The organism is Amycolatopsis sp. NPDC005003 (assembly GCF_053600695.1).
In genome coordinates this window covers 84,788-104,466 of record NZ_JBSGAI010000028.1, presented here as the reverse complement: position 1 = coordinate 104,466, position 19,679 = coordinate 84,788, and the positions used below count along the sequence as shown (strand labels likewise).

18 protein-coding genes, 1 tRNA gene and 3 pseudogenes are annotated in these 19,679 nt (G+C 69.3%); 9 read left to right on the top strand and 13 right to left on the bottom strand.

What is annotated here, in order from left to right:
• Positions 1-54: 54 nt before the first annotated feature.
• Together ACWED2_RS29475 and ACWED2_RS29470 are read left to right on the top strand one after the other, a co-directional pair.
• Positions 55-498, top strand: coding sequence for a DUF2243 domain-containing protein (locus tag ACWED2_RS29475; RefSeq protein ID WP_449693743.1), 444 nt, complete (start codon positions 55-57; stop codon positions 496-498).
• Positions 495-1,274, top strand: a complete 780-nt coding sequence (locus tag ACWED2_RS29470; RefSeq protein WP_449693742.1) for a cytochrome c oxidase assembly protein — start codon at positions 495-497, stop codon at positions 1,272-1,274. The genes ACWED2_RS29475 and ACWED2_RS29470 overlap by 4 nt, the downstream gene beginning before the upstream one ends.
• A 26-nt stretch (positions 1,275-1,300) precedes the next feature.
• Here ACWED2_RS29470 and ACWED2_RS29465 read toward each other — a convergent pair whose 3' ends face one another.
• The 6 genes and pseudogenes from ACWED2_RS29465 to ACWED2_RS29440 form a co-directional block, all read right to left on the bottom strand.
• A complete protein-coding gene (locus tag ACWED2_RS29465) occupies positions 1,301-2,110 on the bottom strand; it encodes an MBL fold metallo-hydrolase (protein WP_449693741.1) in 810 nt (269 codons plus the stop codon).
• 205 nt (positions 2,111-2,315) lie between these two features.
• Entirely contained in the window at positions 2,316-2,609 is a 294-nt protein-coding gene (locus ACWED2_RS29460; RefSeq protein WP_449693782.1) for a hypothetical protein, read from the bottom strand.
• Positions 2,557-2,853 (bottom strand): annotated as a pseudogene (locus tag ACWED2_RS29455) (cytochrome b); the annotation flags it as partial. The gene ACWED2_RS29460 and the pseudogene ACWED2_RS29455, both read right to left, overlap by 53 nt.
• A 132-nt stretch (positions 2,854-2,985) precedes the next feature.
• On the bottom strand, positions 2,986-3,558 hold the full coding sequence (locus ACWED2_RS29450; protein ID WP_449693740.1) for a hypothetical protein: 573 nt from the start codon (positions 3,556-3,558) through the stop codon (positions 2,986-2,988).
• Between the two features lie 14 nt (positions 3,559-3,572).
• A complete protein-coding gene (locus ACWED2_RS29445; RefSeq protein WP_449693779.1) occupies positions 3,573-4,703 on the bottom strand; it encodes a zinc-dependent alcohol dehydrogenase in 1,131 nt (376 codons plus the stop codon).
• Positions 4,704-5,175: 472 nt separating this feature from the next.
• The gene (locus ACWED2_RS29440; RefSeq protein WP_449693739.1) at positions 5,176-5,820 is read right to left on the bottom strand and encodes a TetR/AcrR family transcriptional regulator; all 645 of its coding nucleotides are present in this window, start codon (positions 5,818-5,820) and stop codon (positions 5,176-5,178) included.
• Between ACWED2_RS29440 and ACWED2_RS29435 the strand changes: the two genes are divergently transcribed.
• From ACWED2_RS29435 to ACWED2_RS29425, 3 genes are all read left to right on the top strand, one after another.
• Positions 5,819-7,354 (top strand): amidase, encoded by a 1,536-nt coding sequence (locus ACWED2_RS29435; RefSeq protein ID WP_449693738.1) that lies wholly within the window; start codon positions 5,819-5,821, stop codon positions 7,352-7,354. The genes ACWED2_RS29440 and ACWED2_RS29435 overlap by 2 nt on opposite strands.
• A gap of 282 nt (positions 7,355-7,636) precedes the next feature.
• Positions 7,637-8,545: a LysR substrate-binding domain-containing protein gene (locus ACWED2_RS29430; protein WP_449693737.1), complete on the top strand. Its 909-nt coding sequence runs from the start codon at positions 7,637-7,639 to the stop codon at positions 8,543-8,545.
• An 80-nt stretch (positions 8,546-8,625) separates the two neighbouring features.
• Positions 8,626-9,129 carry an allene oxide cyclase barrel-like domain-containing protein gene (locus tag ACWED2_RS29425; RefSeq protein ID WP_449693736.1) on the top strand — a complete coding sequence of 168 codons (504 nt, stop codon included), beginning with the start codon at positions 8,626-8,628 and terminating at the stop codon, positions 9,127-9,129.
• Between the two features lie 277 nt (positions 9,130-9,406).
• Here ACWED2_RS29425 and ACWED2_RS29420 read toward each other — a convergent pair whose 3' ends face one another.
• The 5 genes and pseudogenes from ACWED2_RS29420 to ACWED2_RS29400 form a co-directional block, all read right to left on the bottom strand.
• The gene (locus tag ACWED2_RS29420) at positions 9,407-10,186 is read right to left on the bottom strand and encodes an arginase family protein (RefSeq protein WP_449693735.1); all 780 of its coding nucleotides are present in this window, start codon (positions 10,184-10,186) and stop codon (positions 9,407-9,409) included.
• A 1,247-nt stretch (positions 10,187-11,433) separates the two neighbouring features.
• Positions 11,434-11,769: a hypothetical protein gene (locus ACWED2_RS29415; protein WP_449693734.1), complete on the bottom strand. Its 336-nt coding sequence runs from the start codon at positions 11,767-11,769 to the stop codon at positions 11,434-11,436.
• Positions 11,770-11,875: 106 nt separating this feature from the next.
• A pseudogene (locus tag ACWED2_RS29410) lies at positions 11,876-12,025 on the bottom strand (transposase); the annotation flags it as partial.
• Between the two features lie 383 nt (positions 12,026-12,408).
• A complete protein-coding gene (locus tag ACWED2_RS29405; RefSeq protein WP_449693733.1) occupies positions 12,409-12,861 on the bottom strand; it encodes an RICIN domain-containing protein in 453 nt (150 codons plus the stop codon).
• A 545-nt stretch (positions 12,862-13,406) separates the two neighbouring features.
• Positions 13,407-13,880 (bottom strand): hypothetical protein, encoded by a 474-nt coding sequence (locus tag ACWED2_RS29400; RefSeq protein WP_449693732.1) that lies wholly within the window; start codon positions 13,878-13,880, stop codon positions 13,407-13,409.
• 123 nt (positions 13,881-14,003) lie between these two features.
• Here ACWED2_RS29400 and ACWED2_RS29395 point away from each other — a divergent pair.
• Positions 14,004-14,444, top strand: a pseudogene (locus ACWED2_RS29395) (tyrosine-type recombinase/integrase); the annotation flags it as partial.
• Positions 14,445-14,588: 144 nt separating this feature from the next.
• On the opposite strand, the gene ACWED2_RS29390 reads toward ACWED2_RS29395, so the two are convergent.
• Together ACWED2_RS29390 and ACWED2_RS29385 are read right to left on the bottom strand one after the other, a co-directional pair.
• Positions 14,589-14,975, bottom strand: a complete 387-nt coding sequence (locus ACWED2_RS29390; protein WP_449693781.1) for a hypothetical protein — start codon at positions 14,973-14,975, stop codon at positions 14,589-14,591.
• Positions 14,976-15,518: 543 nt separating this feature from the next.
• A tRNA-Ala gene (locus tag ACWED2_RS29385) sits at positions 15,519-15,591 on the bottom strand.
• Positions 15,592-15,862: 271 nt separating this feature from the next.
• Here ACWED2_RS29385 and ACWED2_RS29380 point away from each other — a divergent pair.
• The 3 genes from ACWED2_RS29380 to ACWED2_RS29370 all read left to right on the top strand — a co-directional run bounded on the left by ACWED2_RS29380 (position 15,863) and on the right by ACWED2_RS29370 (position 19,673).
• Positions 15,863-18,031: an RICIN domain-containing protein gene (locus tag ACWED2_RS29380; protein ID WP_449693731.1), complete on the top strand. Its 2,169-nt coding sequence runs from the start codon at positions 15,863-15,865 to the stop codon at positions 18,029-18,031.
• A 132-nt stretch (positions 18,032-18,163) separates the two neighbouring features.
• Positions 18,164-18,733: an HdeD family acid-resistance protein gene (locus ACWED2_RS29375; protein WP_449693730.1), complete on the top strand. Its 570-nt coding sequence runs from the start codon at positions 18,164-18,166 to the stop codon at positions 18,731-18,733.
• Between the two features lie 13 nt (positions 18,734-18,746).
• Complete coding sequence (locus ACWED2_RS29370; protein ID WP_449693729.1) at positions 18,747-19,673, top strand: ribonuclease Z; 927 nt, start codon at positions 18,747-18,749, stop codon at positions 19,671-19,673.
• Positions 19,674-19,679: the final 6 nt, after the last annotated feature.

Below are 19,679 nucleotides of genomic sequence, written 5' to 3'. Positions count from 1 at the left end.
ACGGCACGCGTGTCCGGCCGGAACGGGGGTAGCCCGCTCGCGGAGGTGGTGGTCGTGCCGGAGACCGGCGTGCGGAAGGCGCGTTCGGCGTGGGCGGGGGTGCTCGCCGGGGTGGGCGTCGCCGCGTTCGTCGACGAAACGGTGTTCCACCAGCTGCTGCACTGGCACCACTTCTACGACCGCTCGACCACCGACGCCGGGCTCGTCTCCGACGGGCTGTTCCACGCGTTCGGCTGGTTCGCGCTCGTGTTCGGTCTCGTGCTGGTGGCCGACCTCCGGCGCGGCGACCGCCTGTCCGGCCGGGCCCTCACCGGCGGTGTGCTGACCGGGGCCGGGGCGTTCCAGCTGTACGACGGCACGGTCCAGCACAAGCTGCTCGGCCTGCACCGGATCCGCTACGCGGTGGACCTCACGCCGTACGACTGGACGTGGAACGTCGTGGCGGTGGTCCTGCTGGCCGCGGGCGTCGCGCTCTTGCGCCGTGCGAAGCGGACGTGACGGGGCACGGCGGGCCGGTCACCGCGGTCCTGGCCGTGGTGGTGTTCGCGACCTACGAGCTGGGTGCCCGGCGCCTGCGCGGCCGCGGCGACCGGTGGCCCCCCGTACGGGACGTCGTGTTCGGCACGGGCGTTGCCGCCGTGATCTTCCCGGCCGGCCCCGGCTTCACCGGGCACGCGCTGCAGCACGTCGTGGCCGGCATGCTCGCGCCGCTCCTGCTGGTGCTCGCCCGCCCGGTGACGCTCCTGCTGCGCACCGCCCCGCCCGTGGCGCGCCGCGGGCTCAAGCCGGTTCTGAACTCCCGCCCCGCAGCGTGGCTGACGTACCCGCCGATCGCGGCGGTCCTCGAGGCCGGGAGCGTCTGGCTGCTCTACCGGACCGGTATGTTCGCCGCGGCCGGCCGCGACCCCGGGCTGGCCGTGCTCGTCCACGCACACGTCGTCCTGACCGGCGTGCTGTTCACGACGTCGGTGTGCCGGCTCGACCCGCTGCGCCACCGGGTCGGTCTCGTCCCGAGGGCCGCCGCGCTGGTGGGCGCCGCGGCCGCGCACGCCGTGCTGGCCAAGACGCTGTACACCGCTCCGCCGCCGGGTGCGGCCCTCGCGGTCACCGACCGCCAGGGCGGCGCCCAGCTCATGTACTACGGCGGGGACGTGGTCGAACTCGGCCTCGCCCTGGTCGTCGCGCTTTGCTGGTACACCGCCCGGGGCCGCGCCGCCGCCCGCCGACGCGGATACCGGGCCGGCGCGACAGGTCCTTCCCGGAGCTGCGGATGATCTTCCGGGCGTCCGGCGGCCTGACGTCACGGCTGTCGGAGAGGGAGGAAATCGCCGCGCTGCAGGAGGTGGACCCGGGTGGCCGGTTTTCGGATCCGGACTTCTTCGAGGAAGTTCGACACGGGGGAGTGGAACAGGCCGTAGTCGTCGAAGTGGACCGGGACCGCGCGGTGTGGTTCGAGGAGGTTCAGCAGGTCGACGCCGCCGCGGCGGTCGAGGGTCACCAGGACGCCGAAGGCCCGGGTGCCGCCCAGGTGGACCACGGCGAGGTCGAGGCCGGGGAAGTGCTCGCGGATGGTGCGCAGCTCGTCGTGCAGCACGGTGTCGCCGCTGATGTAGATCCGCAGGGGGGCCGCGTCCGGGCCGGCGCGGTAGTCGATGACGCTGCCCATCACCGGCGGGAGGACGCGCTGCACGAGCCCGGGGGCGTGGCGGGCGGGCACGGCCGTGATCGTGACCTCGGCGTCGCCGTCGGTGAAGGTCTCGCTCATCCAGGTCGCCAGCGGGAGCGGGGCGTGGAAGCCGCGGCGCTGCAGCCGGGTCGCGGCGTGCTTCGTGGTGAGGATCGGGACGTCCCGGGGCAGTTCGCGGGAGGCGATCCGGTCGAAGTGGTCGCCGTGCAGGTGGGAGAGCAGCACGGCGGTCAGCGGCGGCAGCTCAGCCGGTTGCAGCGCGGGTTCGGTGCGGCGGCGGGAGAACAGGCCCTGGCCGAAGTAGGACCATTGGCCGCGGTGGAGGAAGTTGGGGTCGGTCAGGAACGTGAACGGGCCCAGACGGAGCACGGTGGTGGCGGTCCCGACGAACATCAGGGAGTCGCCGCCGGGAACCTCGGACATCGGTCGTCCTTTCACATCGACGCGGCCTGGGGACCGCGCTGAGCCGCCGGTCGTCTCGGTCGTGTTCGTGCTGGTCGGCGTGTTTGGGTTCGTCCCGGGCGTCACGACGGAGCCGCCAACGGCAACAGCACCGGGTAAGAGCTGGTTTCCTCGTAGACCAGGACGTCGATCTGCCGGCGGGACGGTACCGCCGTGCCGCCCGGGCTCACGGCCGCGCCTTTCCGTCTTGCGGTTCGCCGCCGAGGCCGTGGCGCACGTCGCCGCGGCGGGCGGCCGCTTCGAGGGCGGCGGTCTCCTCGGGCGGGTCGGGCCGCAGGAGGCTGCCGGGCACGGCGTGCCCGGCGGCACCGTACAGCGCGAGCGCCATCATGCCGATGCCGGTCCGGACCGGGACGTCGCGGGGGCGCTGGACGAGGTTGTGGTGGGCGGTGTCGCCGGACAGCCGGCGTTCGATCCACGGCCCGCGACATCGGGACGCCCCGCAGGTCGGCGTAAACACCTTGGTAGGTGACCTCCTGCATCGAGGGGTCGAAGAACAGGGTCAGGTAGACGCCGCTGAGCAGCAGGACCAGGAAGCCGTAGAGCGCGACCTCGCCGAGCAGGAACGACCAGTGCGTCGGGAAGACCTTGTTGAACTGGCGGCGCAGGCCGCCCGCGGCGTGCGGCCGCCGGTCGGCGTCGTCGGCGACCCCGGCGGCGCGCCCGGGCCCACGGGTGGGTGCGGGCAGGTGGGTCGGGCTCATGGTTCCTCCGCGCTGGTCGGCGACCGTCGGCAGCGCATACCCGGGGCCGTCCCCGACAACCGCCGATTCCGGCGACGGCTTGCCCGACGACCCCGGCGGGTCGATGGCGGCCGACGGCCGGGGCGCACTCCGTCATGCCCGGCGGCGGACCAGCTTCCGGACGGCCGAGACGGCGAGGCCGCCGGCCAGCACCCACGGACCCGCCACGATGATCGGGTCGAGCAGCTGGTGCTTGACGTCGGCGCGGTTCTTCCCGAGCCGCGAGGAGATCCCGTGCCGGCGGAACTCGCTCAGCACGCCGGTCTCGGTGACCGGGTTGTCCGGGCGCAGCGTGGCGAACGAGCGCAGGTGGCTCTCCCACGCGTCCACCCGGTCGGCGGCCAGCAGCAGGAGCCAATGCGCCGCGCGGCCTTCGCTGTACTTGCGGTAGGAAAACTTCCGCAGCGCCCCGGAAAGACCGCGCGGCGGGCACGACGTCCCGAAGACCGGCGTCAGGAACTTGTGCTCGATGGAGCGTTCCCGCGGCCAGTTCTCCGGCTGCCGTTCGGGAAACTCCCAGTGGGCGCCCGAGCGGTCCTCCTGCCACTGCAGCTTCGGCACCGACGGCCGGTCCTTCGGGTCGAGGTCCGCGCCCCAGCCGGGGATCCGGGCGCGCAGCGCGTCGCTCGATTCGGCGATCGGCGGCCGCTCCGATGTGTACGTCATGGTCGATGCCTTCCTCAGACGACGATGAGCGGCTTGATGCAGCCGTCCAGCTTGGCGGAGAAGATGTGGTAGCCCTCGGCGATGTGCTCGAGCGGGATCCGGTGGGTGACGATGTCGCTGGGCTTGAGGTAGCCGTTGCGGACGTGCTCGAACAGCCGGGGCCATTGCCGTTTGACCGGACACTGGTTCATCCGCAGGGTGAGGCCCTTGTTGAGTGCGTCGCCGAATTTGACCGCGCTGAACATCGGGCCGTAGGCACCCATCACCGAAACCGTGCCGCCCTTGCGGACGCCGTCGATGGCCCAGTTGAGCGCGACCGGCGAGCCGCCCTGCAGCTTCAGCTTCGCCGAGGTGACGTGCTGGGTGAAGTTGCCGTCGGCCTCGGCGCCGACCGCGTCGATCGCGACGTCGGCCCCAAGGTGGTCGGTGATCTTCTTGAGGTGCACCACGATGTCGTCGTATTCGGCGAAGTTGTACGTCTCCGCGTGGGCGAAGGTCCGCGCCTTCTCCAGCCGGTACTCGAGGTGGTCGATCACGATCACCCGCCCCGCGCCCATCAGCCAGGCCGACTTCGCGGCGAACAGCCCGACCGGACCGGCCCCGAAGACCACGACGACGTCACCCTCGACGATCTCCCCCAGCTGCGCGCCGAAGTAGCCGGTGGCCAGCGCGTCGGTGAGCAGGACGGCGTCTTCGTCATCCAGCCAGTCCGGGATCACGGCCGGGCCGACGTCGGCGAAGGGGACCCGGACGTATTCCGCCTGCCCGCCGTCGTAGCCGCCGCAGGTGTGGGAGTAGCCGTAGATGCCGCCGACGGCGGTCGCGTTGGGGTTGACGTTGTGGCAGTTGGAAAACAGGCCGCGGGCGCAGAACCAGCACGTCCCGCAGTAGACGTTGAACGGCACCATGACGCGGTCGCCGCGGTTGAGGTTCCGCACGCCGGAGCCCACTTCTTCCACGACGCCGATGAACTCGTGGCCGAAGGTCATGCCGACCCGCGTGTCCGGCATCATCCCGTGGTAGAGATGCAGATCCGAGCCGCAGATCGCGGCCGTCGTGACCCGGACGATGGCGTCGCCGGGGTGTTCGATCGGCGGAACGTCCTTTTCTTCGACACGGATCTTGTACGGTCCGCGATACACCATGGCACGCACGGCGCCTCCTCCGGCAAGTCGGTGGGCGGGAACCCGGGGCGAGCGGCGGAGTACCCGGGTCGTCCCCGCGTAACCGCGGGTGCGTGATCACCGCCGCCGTCGCTTCGCTGACGGGTGAGCCTGCGGTGGCGTCGCCGGACGACGGTGCGGCCGCGGGGTCGCCGGGAGCGGGCTCGGCGCCGTGCGGCAGTTCGGTCATCGTGGTTCCTTCGCCGGCCGCGGGGGTCGTCGGTTTCGCCTTGCTCGCCGGGCTGGGTGGCACTGGCGGCGACCTCGAAGGGGGCACTTCGCCAGGCCTTCGTCGAGCATCCGGCTGCCGATCCAGTTGAAGAACTTGATTCCGGTCGGCACCGCGATCAGAAAGGTCATGATCGATAAGAACGGCCATCACCGCACCCCGGGCCGGGCATGCCGCGGCCGGGAGGCCGCCGCAGTCGACCCGGCACGGGCCACGCGATCAGCGTCATGAGTGCCGGACGGCCTCTCGGGAGCGGGTGGGGTGGAGGCGTTCGGAGAGGCCGGCCAGATGCGCGTGCAGGACATCCTCGGCCTCCTCCGCGGTCAGGTGGCCTATGAGCACGTGGCTGGTGAGGCCGTCGGCGAGGGCGAGCAGGGTGCGAGCCTCGCGCTGCGGGTCGGGCGGCGCAGCGCTTTCGTTGGCTGAGACGCTCTCGCCGGCCTCCGTGACGAGGCGGGCGAGGAGGTCCTGGAGGGCCGCGTAGCTGGTTCTCAGCGGGCCGGCGAGCGGCTCACTGACGGCGGCCTGGGCGACGAACGCGAGCCAGATCCGTGCTTCAGCGCGGTGTTCTTCGCCGAGCAGGGCGATCTCGGTGACCGTGTGGCCCAGGGCGGTGGCGGCCGACTGGGCCGGGCTTCGGGCCAGCCGGGCCCGCACGCGTTCGACGATGCGCTCCCCGACGTAGTCGACGGCGAACAGGAGCATCTCCTCCTTGCTGCGGAAGCAGCGCTGAACGGCGCCCAGGGAGACCTGTGCGCGGGCGGCGACGTCGCGCATGGTCACTCCCTCCGGTCCGTGTTCGTCGGCGAGGAGGCAGACGGCCTCGGCGATCCGGCGGCGTCGGCCTTCGTAGTCCACCTGTTTGGGCATGCTCGGTCACCTCCTTTATTCCGATACGATCGTATCGATTCGGGGGTATGGTTTCGACACAAGCACGGCAACATGTGGGACGGGGAGCGCAAGGATCATGCAGGACGCCCTGTGGAAGCTGCCGGCCGCCGCCCAGGCAAAGGCGGTCCGAGGCGGAGAGATATCGGCGGTCGAACTGGTCGACAGCCACCTGGAACGCATCACCGAGGTCAATCCCCAGGTCAACGCTGTCACCCAACTGCTGGCCGAACGGGCCCGCGAGGCTGCCGCCCAGGCGGACCGGCGGCGGGCCTCAGGCGAAGAGCTCGGGCCTCTGGCCGGGGTGCCGTTCACGGTGAAGGAGTCCACCGCTGTCGAAGGCGTGCCGACCACATTCGGAACGGCGCGCTTCCGCGACCTGGTGGCCCCTGCGGACGCGCTGCCGGTGGCTCGGCTCCGGGCGGCCGGAGCCATCCCCATCGGTCACAGCAACATGCCCACTCTGATCTTGGCGGGGATGCACTCTCGCAGCGAGTTGTTCGGCGACACCGTCAACCCATGGGACCCAAGCCGGACCCCAGGGGGCAGCAGCGGCGGTGACGGGGTGGCCGTGGCCACCGGCATGGCCGCGCTCGGACTCGGCAACGACTCCGGTGGATCCGTACGGATCCCGGCCTCGTTCTGCGGTGTGGCCGGGCTGAAGCCGACCGCCGGGCGGTTCCCCGCTGACCACCGGGTCCTCGGCCCGGACGACCCCGGACCGGCCTCACAGCTGCTGGTCACCGACGGGCCTCTGGCCCGCAGGGTCGCCGACCTGCGACTGGCATACGAGGTGCTGGCCGGGACCGACCCGCGGGACCCGCGGGCCGTACCGGTACCCGTCCACGGCGAGCCGCTGCCGGGGCGGATGAAGGTCGCAGTCGTTGCCGACCCGGGCGGCCACGGCGTCCACCCCACGGTCCGCGGGGCCGTCGCGGCCGCGGCCGACGCGCTGCGGGACGCCGGGTACGACGTGCGGGAGGTGGCGGACGTGCCACGGCTGGACGAGGCCCTCGAGGCGTACGGCCGGATCACGGTGACCGAGTTCGCCGAGACCTGGCCAGTGGTGCGAACACTGCTCGGCGAGGGCGGAGACCGCTACATCGAGATGGCGATGGAGAAGTTTCCGCCCGCGACCACCGCGGAGTTCATGAAGCTGATGGGAGTCTGGCTGGGCATCCGCCGTTCCTGGGCGGAGTTTCTCGACGAGTACCCGCTGCTGCTCGGACCGGTGTTCACCGAGCCGCCTGTCGAGCCGGGGCTGGAGTCACGCGACAGAGCGGGGCGGGAACGGGTCGGCGCGGGCATGCGGCTGTGCACGGTGACCAGCTTCGTGGGCGTGCCCGGGGTCGCCGTACCGACCGGGGTGACCGACGGACTGCCGTCCGGCGTGCAGATCATCGGGCGCGCGTTCCGGGAGGACCTGTGCCTGGCCGCTGCCGAGGAGGTGGAGGACCGCCTCGGCGTGCTCACACCGATCGACCCGTGCTCCGAAGTCCCGACTGCCGCGCGGTAGGCGGTGCCACCGCGCCGGGCAGCAAGATGGTCAAGACCATCAGCGCTCCTGCCGCGATCTGGCAGGCGCACTCGCCCAGAACGACCGGCGCGCCGCCTACGCGGCCTTCACCCTCGGTGCGACGACCGTGGCCGGAGTCGCCGAACGGGCCGGGCCGCGCCCACCGGCGGCCGCCGCTGAGTGTGTCCGCCGCCTTGGGTAAGCGTTGCGTGGCAACAAGATCCGGCAGACGCGCGATATCGAGACGACCATGCGGTTATGTTCGGAAAGGTACGGCGTGCATTGGACCTGAACTCGCTCAGGCAGTTCCTCGTGGTGGCGCGACTGGAACACCTCAGCCATGCGGCCGACGAGCTGCGCGTCGCCCAGCCGTCGCTGAGCCGCACCATCGCCCGTCTGGAGAGCGAACTCCGCACGCCGCTGTTCGATCGGGCCGGGCGGCTCCGGCTGAACGACGCCGGAAAACTCTTCCGCGACTACGTCCAACGCGCGCTCGGCGAACTCGAAGCAGGCCGGCGGGCCGTCGCCGAGGCCGCCGGCGGGAGCGTCGGCACCGTGCGACTGGCCTCGGAAACCTTCCTCACCTTCATCGGGCCGCTCACGGCCTTCAAGCAGGCTCATCCTGGCGTGGAAGTCGAACTTCGCCAGACACCCGCCGCGGAGATGGCCCGCCGCCTCCTGGCCCACGACGTCGACCTCTGCGTCGCCTCCCAGCCGATCCAGGCCGACGGGCTGGACGCCGTCCCGCTGCTGGACGAGGCCATGTGGCTGGCCACTCCGCTCGATCACCCGCTGGCGGGCCGAAGCTCGGTGACGATCGAAGAACTCGCCGACGAACCCTTCATCGCCGCCGGCAAGGGGCACTGGCATCGCAGGCTGCTCGATCGGCTCTTCGCGGCGCGCGGCCTCACCCCGAAGATCGTCTGCGAGGGCGACGAGCTGAGCGCCATCGCGGAACTCATCAAGGCGGGCCTCGGCGTCGGCCTCGTTCCCGACCTCGCCAAACGCTCGATCCCCAGCACCTCGGCCGCCTGGATCGCCGTCGACGCCCCGGACTGCCGCCGCACGCTCACTATGTACTGGGGCGCCGGCAACCACCTCTCGGCCGCCGCCCGCGGGCTGCGCGACACGATCACCGGCTGGGACTGGATGTCCGGCGGGCCGCATACCCCCACGGTTATAACGTCATAGCGATATTGGTCTTGGTCAAAATATCTTCGGCGTCATAACTTTCTCGGTGTCGGACGAATCCGGGAACGAGGAAGAAGATCATGTATCGGATGACTACGCTGAGGAAAACCATCGTCGTGGCCGCTGCGGGGTCGCTGCTGGCCGGGGGCGGGCTCAGCGCTCGCGCGGCGGAGACCGGCCCGGCGAACCGGCCGGGGCAACCCGAGATCCTGGAACTCGCGGTCGAGAACGACCAGTACGCGGCCCCCGACCTGCCGCCGGCCGGCACCAGTGTGGGTGACCTCTACGTGTATTCCGGCTGGCTGCTCAAGGACGGTCACCGGGTCGGGCAAGGCGGGGGTTCGTGCCAGGTCGTCCAGGTCGACGGCGCCAAGGTCACCGCCCAGTGCGTGCTCACGGGCAGGCTCGAGCAGGGGTCGCTGACCATGCAAGCGCTCTGGGCCACCGGCGAGAGCCCGCTCGACATGGCCATCACCGGCGGCACCGGCGCCTACCGCGACGCGCAGGGCACGGTCCGGGTATGGGACATCGCGACGCCGAACGAGCGGATGCGGGCCGAAATCACCCATTCGGCAACGCGATAACTAAAGGAATCAAACGATGATCACCGACAATTCCGAAGGTGAAGAATTCTTCGAAACCCGCCGCGCCGCCCAGCAGTCCAAGGACATCGATCGCCTGATGGGGCACTACTCGTCCGGAATGTCTACTACGACGCCGTCCCCCCGCTGCGGTTCAGAGGGACTGACGAGGTGCGTCGCAACTTCATCCGATGGTGTCGACGGATACGACGGTCCCATCAGCCTAGAAGTGCCCGGAGTGCTGAAGAACGCCCTCGACCACATGTTCGTCGAATGGACCTCAGGAGCCGTCCAGGGCGGCGGCGAGGAGTTCGGTGAGCAGGCGTGCTCGGGTGTTGGTGTCCTGCTCGTCACGGGCCGGGTGCCAGGGGCAAGCGATGTCGACAGCGACAACACGGCCGGTGGCCATTACGCGGCGGGCGGCGTCGAGCACGGCTCGCTGCGTGGGGCCGTTCGGGGCGGGAAACCGCATTCCCGGCAGTTCGTCGGTGCTGATCACGTCCACGTCGATGTGCAGCACGAGCGGCCCGTCCGGCACCATCGCAACCTGGAGTTCCTCGACCCGGTGGCGCCGGAGGTCGCTGCCGGAGAGATAGTCGACCTCAGCAGGGTCGAGATCGCGCGCATCAACCAGCACGGCCTGGCGTTCGGTCAGGGGACGCAGCCCCAACGGCGCGGCGAGCCGTTCCTCGTGCGCGCCCATCACCAGCCGCAGCGCCATGCCACCGAGGTAGCCCGAGGTCGAGCTGCGCAGGGTGTGCACGTCGCCGTGTGCGTCGAACCAGACCACCGAGGGGTCGAGGCCCGCGCGTTGCGCACCCGTGATCGTGGCGTTCGTGACCAGGCAGTCCCCGGACACCACCACCGGCACCATGGCTTCCTGGGCCTCGAGCCGGTCAGCCACCCTATCTGCCACAAGGTCGAACAAGGCCACCAGACGCGTCCAGATATCCCCTTCGGGCAAGGTGACGTCAACGGTCTCGACGACCGCTGACCCAGGCAGAGGGATGCTGCTGTCAGGCAACCGTTTATCCTGGTGATACGGCACGAGGATGATCATGTGCTCAGGCTAGCCATGCGAACATCCCATGCCGGTCGGGGGCCTCTGGGCATGCCCCGTGTGATTGTCAAGCCACGACGGGATCGGAACCAGCTTTGGAAGGCCGGCAGTAGGCGCAACCGACCCCGACGCAACGATCTTGCCGCATCCAAGCACTCTCGGCTCATCGAAAGCCGTCAGGCAGCGCGGCGCGGGCAGATGCTCCGCGTCCCATGAGATACCGCGTTCTGGGAAATGGAGGCTTTCACCGAGCTGCAGCTTCACGCGCGCTGGCAGATCGACGAGAAGGCCTGCGTCCAGGCGGCCCGGCGTGCCGTCACAGTGCCGCGAAACCACCCCGCCGCACTTCACCTCACGCTGATGGAGCACCGCTTCACAAGCGGCTCGGTCCTAGGTCGGCGAAACAACGTGGACAGCGGATGGTGCCAGTTGTCCCCCTCTGCGCCACTGGGGGTCGCCCGCCGGCCGAGCCGGGGAGCGGCGGGAACACCGCACCGCCGCTGCGCCGGTGCTCCAGTTCTGCCCCACCGGGAGCACAAGATCACGCCGCAAGCCGATCACCGAAGATCGAACTCGGAATGCAGAAAACCCCTCCGGCCAGCCAAGAAGGCTGAAACGAAGGGTTCCTTACGATGTGGAGCTAAGGGGACTCGAACCCCTGACCCCCTCACTGCCAGTGAGGGCCGATCATGGCCCTGGCCTGCGACGATAGAGAATCGCCCAGTCAGATGATGCGCTTCGGTGCCGTTGTTGGCAACTGTGTGTTGTTGAGTGCGGTTGTGGCAGGGGGTTTTCACCTGCTCAGCGGCTACCAAGACTGGGGGGCGGGGTCCGCCAGACTCTGGTTCAAGTGGCCGGTGAGTTTAGGCGGAAGCGAAGCGCACGAGGAAGCGGCGCAGTCGTTGCTGCGCCGGCCGGCAACGACGACGTCGTCCATTTCGGCAGGCGTCGTGACCACGGGCGTGCGCTGGCGTCGGATCCGTGACCGCGCACGTGGTGAGCAACCGCTTCGACCGCGGGTTGCCAAGTCGTAGTGGTTGGGTCACCGATCTGGGCGACCAGCGCAGCAAGGCCTTCGCGGCGCGAGACGCTCCACATCAGTGCGACGTAGCACCCGCGACACTGCTCGGAGATCGTCAACGAATCCGAGATGCGGAAACCTCACCCGGACCAGCCCGGAAGGCTGAAACGAAGGGCTCGTTGCGATAGAGAGCCGAGGGGGACTCGAACCCTTGGCCTCTCCAGTCCTAGCGGGGGAGGAGGAAGAGAAGATCCACCGCCACGATAGCGGTGGGCACCGCACCGAGCGCGACGCAGGGCAGGCCGGCGAGCCAGATCGTTCGGCTGCGCGTCCGCCGCGACGACCAGACGGCGAAGCCGCCGGCCAATATCGTCCAACCCGCGGCGAGGGCGAACAAGGTGAACGTCGTCCCGGAGCTGGCCCAGTCTCGGCCGCCGCGCGAGAGGGCAAGGAGGAGGAGAAGCGCGCCGGTGGCGGCGATTCCCAGCGCGATCAGGACGAATCCCAGGGTCATGACCACTGTCTTCGCCACACGAACGCTCCGGGCGCTGTCGTCTTGCACTACCGGAACGATACCGGTGGCCGGGCCGGCGACGCGGCCCGGCCACCGGATGCCGTCAGCTTCCCTTCGCCAGCGCGCCAGCCCCCCGGGTCACGCCGGGCCGGGTGCCGTCCTCGACGTCGGCAGCGCGTAGCCAGTTGGCCAGGCACGATTCGGAGATCCCGAAATCTTTCGCGATCTGCTTCAACGGGGCCTCGCCACGGCGGGCCACCGCGATCACGTCGTCACGGAACTCACGGGGATAAGGCTTGGGCACGGTGACATCCTTCCAGGTGAGGCCGAAGCCTCATAGGTGAGGTGTCAACTAGACCCTGGGCAGACCCGTCGATTGCTCTGTCGACCTGGTCCGTGGTGAATTCGGTGTCGTCCATGTGGTGCCTTCCGCCGTCACTGTTGCTGTCTGGGTATCACTGCCACCCGCTCATCGGTTACAGGTGCGGCGAACTCTCGGACGCCGGAATCGTGCCGGGCAGTGATCCGCTCGTTGGCACGAACCTGCGTGGTGAACGACCGATCGGCGGCCTGAGCGGACGCGGCCGTGGCAGCTACCGGCTCGTGTGTGCCTCAGTCGTCATCCGGTGACCGATGGCGACCCGTCGCGGGGGCGCCGGACGTTGACGGTCCGGGGCAAGCAAGGGCTCAACGAGCTTCCGCCATGCGGCCTTGGGGCCGCAACAGCATCCATTGCTGTGAGCTGCGCGAATGGCGGTCCTCGAACCACGGACTCCATCCTCGTACGGCGTCGTGGCCGATGGTGAGGTAGCGGCAGCTGTGCACGGATTGGATCAGGTAACCGTTGCCGTCCGGGCTATCTTCGAAACGCCAACGCTGCCGTGGTTCTTCGGTGGTTTCCGACATCACCGGATGAATGTCGCCGGAAACTTCGAATGTGGCGTCGAGGACGAGCCCGTTGGCTACGGACACGATCAGCACCTCGTTCTTTTCGCCGGTGGCTTCCAGTCGCCAGAGTTGATGCGGTTGGCCATGCGGTGACCACACGGTTACGTCACCTCCGGGCTCAGTGCCGATGGGGGTGTCGAGGGCGAACCCGCACGCCCTGTTGACCAGAAGGAAAGGGCCGTTCTTCGACATCTTCGCTCCCTTGAACCGAGTCCGGGAACTGCGCTGGGCGGAGTCGGACTCGCTTTGCGCTCGCAGTGGCGAGACTGGCAGCGCCCATACAGCGACGGCCAACGCACCGATGCCGGCGACCCAGCTCAACCCCTCCACGATGGGGCGCCAGGGGTGGTACGCGTCTCCGAGCCAGTTCAACAATCCGAAGTGGGTCACCGCCCACGTCACGATTCCGCCGGCAACCAGCCACACCGCGCGACCACTTCGGCCAGCCAAATCGACCCCTACCCGACGATGACATCCGTGTCCTGCCCTAACAGATCGCGGGCGGCGACCGATTCGCTACACCGAATCGGGCTCGGTTCAGACACGACCAGACCGGTCTGGAGAGCCGCCAGCGGGACGAGAGACAACGTCGGGCTGCATAGACATCCAGGAGGCTGGGAGAACCGTCCGGCCATCGGCATGACATGGCGACTGGATGATCGACGGGGCGGGCAGAGTGCGGCAACGCAGTACCCGACACGTCCAGGGCGACGGATCGGAGGCTGGATGTCGTTGAATCAGTTGGCGGTCGGCCGCGGTGGGGGCTGGACTGCTCTGCGCCAGGCTGTCCGGAGACCTTCCAGTTCGTGTCGGGGGAACGGGCGACCCCACCGAGTCCGGTAGCCGGCCTCGCCCATGTCGTCGGCGACGGTGTCGAATGCGCTGAGCACGGCTCTGGCGAGCGTGGTCGTTGGCTGCTCGCTTTGCCAGAGCAGGCTTCCCTCGTGCCCAGGTGTCTTCCAGTCGACAGCTTCGAGAAGGCGGATCGTGACCGTGTTCGCTCGACGATGGAGAAACCAGCGGTAAACGGTGGGTTCGGCCTCGAACTCCGCCTGGGTGTGGGTCTCATGGAGGACGATCCTGGCGACGGCCCTCAGCAGCTGCTCGGGACCATCGGTGACGTAGGAAGCGAACGCCTTGGCGCTGGTGTGCTCGTCCTCGACGGAGCAGAGGGCCCAACCGTGGTGCTTGATCGTCCAGGTAAGTCGCACGTCCGGCATTGTGATCGGACACGGTGCCCGCCGTCATCCGATTACTACTGCAGGCTGCAGCGGCGTCCGCTCATGGAGCCATGAGAGTGCGTACAGACCGGTCGTCTCGGTCTGCGCATCTGGATGCCGGCTGGCGGCTGCATCGTCGTTGAGGGCGGATGCTGGGGATGTCTGCGCCGGGGAACTCCACCGTTGGGGCCAACGCCTCGTTGGTCATCCAGGTGGGAGGTTGTTGTGGCGTGGGTGGAGCAGTGCGGCAGCAGGTCGTGGCGCGTGAGGTATCGGCGGCCGGGTAGTGGTGTTCGGTCGGTGTCGGGGTTCGGTTCGCGGCGTGATGCTGTGGCCTATGCCGCCGGGTTGGAGGTGGATCGGCGTCGGCGGGTGTGGATCGATCCGGCGGATAGTGCGGTCACGGTGGCCGAGTGGGTGGCGCGATGGTTCCGGTCGCTGAATCTGGATCCGCGGACGATCGAGAGCTATCGGAGCCGGTTGCGGTGTCACCTCCTGCCGAAGTTTGGCGATCTGCCGTTGGTCGCGATCACGGCGTTGGGGGTGACCGAGTGGGTTCGGGAGCTGGAGCGAGCGGGGTACGCCCCGTCGACGGTGAGTTCGCAGCTGAACCTGCTGTCGATGTTGCTGACCGACGCGGTCGACGAGCGGCTGATTCCGTTCAATCCGGTGCGCCGGCGGAGGCGCCGTGGCCGGCGATCACGGCGCGCCGTGCCGGAGCGGATATGGGCGACGTCGGAGCAGGTGGTGCGGATTGCCGAGCAGGCCGGTCTGCTCGGTGGGCCGATCGCGCGGCTGCTGGTCATCACCGCGGCGTGGACCGGCTGCCGGTGGGGTGAACTGGCCGGTCTGCACCGGGACAATGTCGATCTCCGGCGTGGCGTGATCGTGATCGATCCGCTGGTGGGGGCGTTGCACGAATCGGGGTCGATGCGGTGGCTGGGTCCGCCGAAGACACGGGCCTCCGCGCGGACGATCGCGTTGCCGCCGTTCCTGGTCGCCCTGCTGCGCGAGCACCTCGCCCGGCACCGGTATGAGTTTGTTCACGACGCCGAGCGGGAGGTGGTTGTGGCGCTCGACGTTCATCCGGCGCGTCTTCCGCCCCGCGGTCGACGGCAGCGAGGCGTCCGGGACCAAGGCGGGCTGCGCGGCGGTCCGACCGGGGTTGACCTTCCACGGGCTACGGCACAGCCACAAGACCTGGCTGATCGCCGGCGGCGCACCGGAGATCGCCCAGGCCCGCCGGCTCGGTCACCACCTGGACAACCGGGTCATCGAGACCTACTCCCACGTCGCCCCGGAGGTCGAGCAGCGGCTGCTCGACGATCTCGAGCGCCGCTGGCACACCGCGGCACCACTGCCGCCAACACCGTCACCGAGTGTGGTCGACGGTGGGCGGGTGGCGCCGGTGGTCCCCCTCTTCGCCACGGTGGGGGTCACTCGCCGCCCAGGCCGGGGAGCACCGGGAACACCGCGCCGACGGTCGGCCAGGGCTGGGGCGGTGCTCCAGTTCTGCCCCACCAGGAGCACAAGATCACGCCACAAGCTGATCACCGATGATCGAACCTGGAACGCAGAAAACCCCTCCGAACAGCCAGGAAGGCTGAAACGAAGGGGTCCCTTACGATGTGGAGCTAAGGGGACTCGAACCCCTGACCCCCTCACTGCCAGTGAGGTGCGCTACCAGCTGCGCCATAGCCCCGAGGCGAAGGTGAACTCCGCATCTCGTATGCCCATACAGTACACCCCGCCCAGACCCCCTCCGCACGGGGGTCCCCGCAACCCCGTCTTGCCATCCACGAGCTCCTGACCTGCACATTCACGCCTTATTTTTAGTCCTGTATTGACGCCCGGCTGTGGCCGCCGTTACATTTTGCGCGGTTGTGACGCCGAGGTCCCCGCCCGTTACGCCGCGTCTCCAACACCGGGCACACCTCTCGATGGACGCCGCGGAAGCGGCAGAGGAGGCTTCGATGACGAGACGGCGGGTGATGACGCTGCTCGCGGCAGCGTCGGTCCTGGTCGGAAGCATGACAACGGCCCCAGCGGAAGCCGCGGTTACCCCGGACGGGTGGTACACCGTTGCCGCCGTCAACAGCGGCAAGTGCGTCGACGCCCGGGCCGCCGGGAGCGCCGACGGGACCGTCGTCCAGCAGTACACCTGCAACCAGACCGCTTCGCAGCAGTGGCAGTTCCAGTCCACAGGGGACGGCTACTTCCGGGTCAACGCCCGCACCAACCCGGCCGCCGGCTGGGACGTGAAGGACGTCTCCACTGCCGATGGGGGGCTCGTCCAGCTCTGGACGTACGGAGGCGGGGCCAACCAGCAGTGGCAGGCCGTCGACGAGGGCAACGGCCGGTACCACTTCGTCAGCCGCAACAGCGGGAAGTGCCTCGACGTCCCCGGTGCTTCGACCGCCGATGTGCAGCTCCAGCAGTACACCTGCAACGGCACCGCCGCCCAGTCCTTCATGCTGGCCCCGGTGAACACGAGCCAGCCCGACTTCGGCCCGAACGTGGTGATCTTCGACCCGTCCATGCCGAGCTCGACCATCCAGAGCCGGCTCGACAGCATCTTCGCCCAGCAGGAACGCAACCAGTTCGGCAGCCAGCGCTACGCCGTCATGTTCAAGCCCGGCACCTACGCCAACGACGTCAACGTGGGCTTCTACACCCAGGTCCTCGGCCTCGGCTTGAGTCCCGACGCCGTGAACGTCAACGGCGCCGTGCACGTCGAGGCCGACTGGTTCCCGCCGCAGAACGCCACCCAGAACTTCTGGCGGGGCGCCGAAAACCTGTCCGTGACCCCGAACGGAGGCGCCGACCGCTGGGCCGTCAGCCAGGCCGCGCCCTACCGGCGCATGCACGTCCGCGGCGACCTGCAGCTCGACGACGGCGGCTGGGCCAGCGGCGGCTGGATCTCCGACACGAAGATCGACGGCCAGGTCCGCTCCGGCTCGCAGCAGCAGTGGATCTCGCGCAACTCGCAGTTCGGCAGCTGGAACGGCTCGAACTGGAACATGGTCTTCGCCGGGGTCCAGGGCGCGCCCGCCAACACCTTCCCGTCGCCGCCCTACACCACCGTCGCCCAGACGCCGGTCGTGCGCGAAAAGCCCTTCCTCTACGTCGACAGCGCTGGCAAGTACCAGGTGTTCGTCCCCGGCGTGAAGACCAACGCGTCCGGCACGACCTGGGCCGGCGGCGCCGCGCCCGGCACGTCCGTCCCGATCGACCAGTTCTACATCGCCAAGCCCGGCGCCACCGCCGCGGATATGAACGCCGCGCTCGCCGCCGGCAAGAACCTGCTGGTCACGCCGGGGGTCTACCACCTGAACCAGACGCTGCGCGTCACCCGTCCGGACACCGTCGTGCTCGGCCTCGGCATCGCCACGCTGATCCCGGACAACGGCATCACCGCGATGACCGTGGACGACGTCGACGGCGTCAAGGTCGCCGGCCTGCTCATCGACGCCGGCACGACCAGTTCGGCCACGCTCATGCAGGTCGGCCCGGCCGGTTCGAGCGCGAACCACGCGGCGAACCCGACGTCGCTGCACGACGTCTTCTTCCGGATCGGCGGCGCCGCCGTCGGCAAGGCAGCCACCAGCCTGGTCGTCAACAGCGGCAACGTCATCGGCGACCACATGTGGATCTGGCGCGCCGACCACGCCGAACGCAACGAGTACGTCGGCTGGGGCACCAACACCGCCGACACCGGCCTCGTCGTCAACGGCAACGACGTCACCATGTACGGCCTCTTCGTCGAGCACTACCAGAAGACGCAGGTGGTCTGGAACGGCAACGGCGGGCGCACCTACTTCTTCCAGAACGAGATGCCCTACGACGTGCCGGACCAAGCGAGCTGGATGAACGGCTCGACCCAGGGCTTCTCCGCCTACAAGGTGAGCCCGAACGTGACCAGCCACGAAGCGTGGGGGCTGGGCAGCTACTGCTACTTCAGCACCAACCCGTCCGTGGCCAGCGCGCACGCGTACGAGGCGCCGAACACGCCGGGTGTCCGGTTCCACGACATGGTGACTGTGTCGCTCAACTACCAGGGCACGATCACGCACGTGATCAACAACACCGGCCCGGCGACGCCGTCGGGCACCAAGGCCGTCAACCTGGTGAGCTACCCCTGAGCAACCGGCGTGCGCCGTGGTGGCGGCCGCGGCGCACGCCGGTCCTATATGGATACGCCCGAACGGGGTGTTCCGGGAGCCGGACGAGGGAATCGTCGCGATACTGGGAGTCCCTAGATCCGGGAGCGGCAGATGACCTCTTTCGCAGCGTTCACCGTCGTCGAACCCCGCAAAGCCTGGCCGCTGGTGGCCGTCCGCGGTGTGTTCGCCGTGCTCTTCGGGCTCTTCGCGCTGATCTGGCCGGGCGCCACCGTCCTCGTCCTGGCGATCCTGTACGGCGTATACGCGATCGTCGACGGGATCGGCGGCCTCATGCAGGCGTTCCGCCCGGGTGACACCGGCCACCGGGTGGCCTACGGCGTCCTCGGCGCGCTCGGCATCATCGCCGGGATCCTCGTCCTGGTCTGGCCCGGCATCACCGTCCTGCTGCTGGCCCTGCTGGTCGGCTTCTGGGCGATCATCACCGGGATCGCCGAGATCGCCGCGGCGATCCGGCTGCGCAAGCAGATCCAGGGAGAGGCCTTCCTCATCCTGGCCGGCGCGATCTCCGTGCTCGCCGGCATCTTCATCGTGATCAACCCGATCGCCGGGGCGTACGGCATCGCGCTGCTCGTCGGGATTTACGCGCTGCTGTACGGGATCGTGCTCCTGGTGCTGGCCTTCCGGCTGCGCAAACTGGGCGACACCACCCCGGCCGCCTGAGTACCGTGCGGGGGTGTCGACCCGCGAACTGGTGGTGCTGGGCACCGCGAGCCAGGTGCCCACGCGCCACCGCAACCAGAACGGCTACCTCCTCCGCTGGGACGGCGAGGGCATCCTCTTCGACCCCGGCGAAGGCACCCAGCGCCAGATGCTGCGCGCCGGCGTGGCGGCCACGGACATCACGCGGATCTGCGTCACGCACTTCCACGGCGACCACAGCCTCGGCCTGCCCGGCGTGATCCAGCGGCTGTCCCTGGACAAGGTCAGCCACCCGGTGCACGCCCACTTCCCGGCCTCCGGCGCGCACTACTTCGAGCGGATGCGGCACGCGACGGCGTTCTACGAGCAGGCCGACCTGCGGGAACACCCGATCGCCGTGGACGGTCCGATCGCCACCGGGAAGGTCACCATCGAGGCGAGGCGCCTCAGCCACCCGGTCGAGGCGTTCGGCTACCGGCTGACCGAGCCGGACGGCCGCACGATGCTCCCGGAGAAACTGCGGGAACGCGGCATCGCGGGCCCGGACGTCGGCCGGCTGCAGCGGGAGGGCCGCCTGGGGACCACGAACCTCGAAGACGTGAGCGAGCCGCGGCCCGGCCAGCGGTTCGCGTTCGTGATGGACACCCGGCTGTGCGACGCGGTCTACGCCCTCAGCGAAAACGCCGACACGCTCGTGATCGAGTCGACGTTCCTGGCCGAGGACACCGGCCTCGCGCGCGACTTCGGCCACCTGACCGCGCAGCAGGCCGCGCGGGTGGCCGCCGAGTCCGGGGTCCGGCAGCTCGTCCTGACCCACTTCTCGCAGCGCTACCCCGATCCGGAGCGCTTCGCGGCGGAGGCGCGGGCCGAGTTCGGCGGCGAGGTCGTCGTGGCGCAGGACCTGGAGCGGGTCCAGGTGCCGAAGCGGCGTTCTTTCCCAGCGGGGCAGGAAGCGCCGTAGGCTGCA

What these genes read in the sequence shown, in the direction of transcription:
- ACWED2_RS29380 (WP_449693731.1), top strand. Translation starts at nt 15,863, where the DNA reads ATGACGAGACGGCGGGTGATGACGCTGCTCGCGGCAGCGTCGGTCCTG.
- ACWED2_RS29425 (WP_449693736.1), top strand. Translation starts at nt 8,626, where the DNA reads ATGTATCGGATGACTACGCTGAGGAAAACCATCGTCGTGGCCGCTGCG.
- ACWED2_RS29375 (WP_449693730.1), top strand. Translation starts at nt 18,164, where the DNA reads ATGACCTCTTTCGCAGCGTTCACCGTCGTCGAACCCCGCAAAGCCTGG.
- ACWED2_RS29445 (WP_449693779.1), bottom strand. Translation starts at nt 4,703, where the DNA reads ATGGTGTATCGCGGACCGTACAAGATCCGTGTCGAAGAAAAGGACGTT.
- ACWED2_RS29405 (WP_449693733.1), bottom strand. Translation starts at nt 12,861, where the DNA reads ATGTCGAAGAACGGCCCTTTCCTTCTGGTCAACAGGGCGTGCGGGTTC.
- ACWED2_RS29450 (WP_449693740.1), bottom strand. Translation starts at nt 3,558, where the DNA reads ATGACGTACACATCGGAGCGGCCGCCGATCGCCGAATCGAGCGACGCG.
- ACWED2_RS29435 (WP_449693738.1), top strand. Translation starts at nt 5,819, where the DNA reads ATGCTCGGTCACCTCCTTTATTCCGATACGATCGTATCGATTCGGGGG.
- ACWED2_RS29440 (WP_449693739.1), bottom strand. Translation starts at nt 5,820, where the DNA reads ATGCCCAAACAGGTGGACTACGAAGGCCGACGCCGCCGGATCGCCGAG.
- ACWED2_RS29420 (WP_449693735.1), bottom strand. Translation starts at nt 10,186, where the DNA reads ATGATCATCCTCGTGCCGTATCACCAGGATAAACGGTTGCCTGACAGC.
- ACWED2_RS29390 (WP_449693781.1), bottom strand. Translation starts at nt 14,975, where the DNA reads ATGAACGTCGAGCGCCACAACCACCTCCCGCTCGGCGTCGTGAACAAA.
- ACWED2_RS29465 (WP_449693741.1), bottom strand. Translation starts at nt 2,110, where the DNA reads ATGTCCGAGGTTCCCGGCGGCGACTCCCTGATGTTCGTCGGGACCGCC.